We start from the raw sequence: 2,492 nt of genomic DNA, 5'->3' as shown, positions 1-2,492 counted from the left end.
GTTCTCTGCCTTGACGGTCTGTGGCTTGCTCATTCTCTGGCAGGCTTGTCATGTCAGTGGAGCCGCCGTGCGCCAGATGGTGTCGATGTAACCGGGCACATTGACCAACTCCTGGAGCACTACCCGGACCGGATGCCCACGTCGCACAAAAGGTTAGCCCGACCAGAGATAATGAATTCGCGGAAAGTGCTAGCCGCGCCGACCACGTGCGCCGACTTTTGCCAGATGTGTTCGATCGGCGACGGGGAAGTCAGCCGTCGGCTCAGCGGTTCTCTCTCCCGAAGCCGAAATCCAGCCGCGTCCTGACTGGCGAGAATAGAACGCGTGGCCGGTCTGAGAGGGCGGCAGGATTGAGGAAGTCAGGTTGTCGAGCACGTACTCGCCTCGATCCGTGGAAACCGTCAGCACTGCATGGGCCTCGCCTTGGGACGTCGCTCCAACCGAGATTAACAGGGACGAGGCTGGCCAGCCTCGCTGGACGAGGAGCTTGCGCTTTAGGAGGGCGAAATCCTCGCAATCCCCTTTGCCGCTGGTGGGCAATGTCCAGACGTCCTCCCGGCCATATTGCTGCATGTCGGAAACTTCGATGACGGTATTGTTGACGTAGCTGTTGACTTGCTGCAACTCCGCCATCCGCTCAGCTGTGAGAGCCAACTGGGCGGGTGGTTTCGCCAGCACAGGCGCTGAATAAAGCCCAGCCATTGTAGTCAGCAGAAGACCGCCAGCGAAGCCGCGACAGAAAGATACCATAGGAGAGCCCCACTCTAATCTTGAAGCCGAGCGGGAACCTTAGAGACCGTTCGGCATTGTTTTCCTTCCCGCTCGGTAGACAGTGACTTTAAGCCTATAGTTTGGCAGCTTGGCTGCGGTTACAGCCTCGTGCTGGCAAATCGGCTTTCATGCAGGAGCGGCCATTCCTGATTTCTGAATCGAAATCTCTTGGCTAAAGCCGCCTCACCACCCGAGACATGGGCTGCAATGAGTTAACTTAAGTTAACAAAAGATTGCCGTTCGGTCGGCCTTCCGACAGACGGACTACCACCGAATCAGCATATTCCACTGAAGGTAAGTAAGGACTTTGGGGGCACTACATCGTAGCCAGCAAACTGCCAAGCATTCGTCTTGGACGATGGCAGGTCTGCACGTTCGGGGTGCTTAAATGAGAAGCAAGAAACAGAAGCCAGTGCCGCGTACGAGGCAGCGAATTGTTCGGCTTGAGCGTCAGCTCGCGGCTGTCGAGGCGCAAATTGCACGTCTCGAAAAAGATCCGCAGTTAGGTCTTGCGGAACGTGACCATTTTCTCCTTTGGAAACGGCGATGCCTCTTTATGCCTGATGGTCCAGAGGTGCTGCATTAGGCTCTATTCGCTCACGAACGAAACCTGCTCGGGCGCAGCGCCTTGCGGCATCCCATCACGCGTCAGCGAAGTCACGTAAGAATAACAAGCATTTGGAGGAACGAGATGCCCAGTGCCATCCCCAAACGTCTAACTTCAGGAATGTATCATCAGCCTTCACGCACTTACTCGCCGACCATTTTACCTATGATGCAGTCGTTGCTGCGGGTCTTGGGCGACATCGATTTTGAGTACCAGAAGGACCGGGAGACAATCCTGAAGAGCGCAATCGAAGAGACTCTCAAGCGGAGGGCTATCGCCACACTCGCGAAGCGCCATCACGAGCGACGTGCCCCCTACCTGCGAGAGATTCATAGGCTAGAGCGGCAAGTCCAAAGGATGTTTGCATAGAGGTTGCGCTGTCCGCGAGGCACCACTCAGGAGGCCACCGTCAGGTGACTGTCAGCGTCTGGATTACTCCTGTTCGGCCCAATGACTGTGGGCTGGCCTCTCTTGCTGAGGTCAGCCACACATACTTCCCCGCTACAGCCACTTCATCAGCCGCGGCATCGTACTTGGCCACCCACCGCTCGTAAGTGGCCCGGCGCATTCCCTTCGGCTTGGGCGGCAGATCCCATTCATCCGGATCTTCATCACCGAGCAGCGCCGCCTTCACCTTTGCCTTGGTACGCCACGCTCGGCCTATAGGGTCGAGGAACTGAGAGGCATAGGCAGCCCTACGGCCTTGTTCATTATTGTCTAACGAGTTCTCGTCGCCCGCGCTCCTGTGCTGCTGGAAGACGGTTTCCCTAACTGGGGTGATATGACCGAGCCGCCAAATCTGGCACTGCGGCCTAGATCCATCGAAAAACAAGAAAGGAACGTCCGTTTCGGGCGCTCTAGGAAGGCCGCCACTGCGACTTCGTCAGGGGATCGACCGTGCTAGGATCAGCACACTATGTGCCTGCTCAATCAGTCAGGCGGATGGTGTTGTCTTCGCATACGTCGAACTCGTCCATCTGGACCGAAGCCTCGTCCGGGAAGGCCGCTGCGACGGTCACTTGGCAGCCCGTCATCTTCGGCAACTTGAGAATGGTCTTCGCCTGAGGAGCCAACGGCTTTTTAATCCTCACAGTTTGGCCATTGGCCCCGATAG

At 56.9% G+C, this 2,492-nt stretch carries 2 protein-coding genes; both read right to left on the bottom strand.

What is annotated here, in order from left to right; all coding sequences use genetic code 11:
- Positions 1–189: 189 nt before the first annotated feature.
- Positions 190–702 carry a transglutaminase-like cysteine peptidase gene (locus ACXJKO_RS31175; protein ID WP_457094876.1) on the bottom strand — a complete coding sequence of 171 codons (513 nt, stop codon included), beginning with the start codon at positions 700–702 and terminating at the stop codon, positions 190–192.
- Between the two features lie 1,602 nt (positions 703–2,304).
- The coding region (locus ACXJKO_RS31170) for a hypothetical protein (protein WP_457094875.1) at positions 2,305–2,492 on the bottom strand (188 nt) is incomplete at its 5' end.

It is taken from the genome of Microvirga sp. P5_D2 (genome assembly GCF_054049475.1).
The sequence above is the reverse complement of the archived record's forward strand: the minus strand, read 5'-3'. Positions and strand labels throughout refer to the sequence as shown.

Coding starts and splice junctions, on each gene's coding strand:
- ACXJKO_RS31175 (WP_457094876.1), bottom strand. CDS start 702: ATGGCTGGGCTTTATTCAGCGCCTGTGCTGGCGAAACCACCCGCCCAG.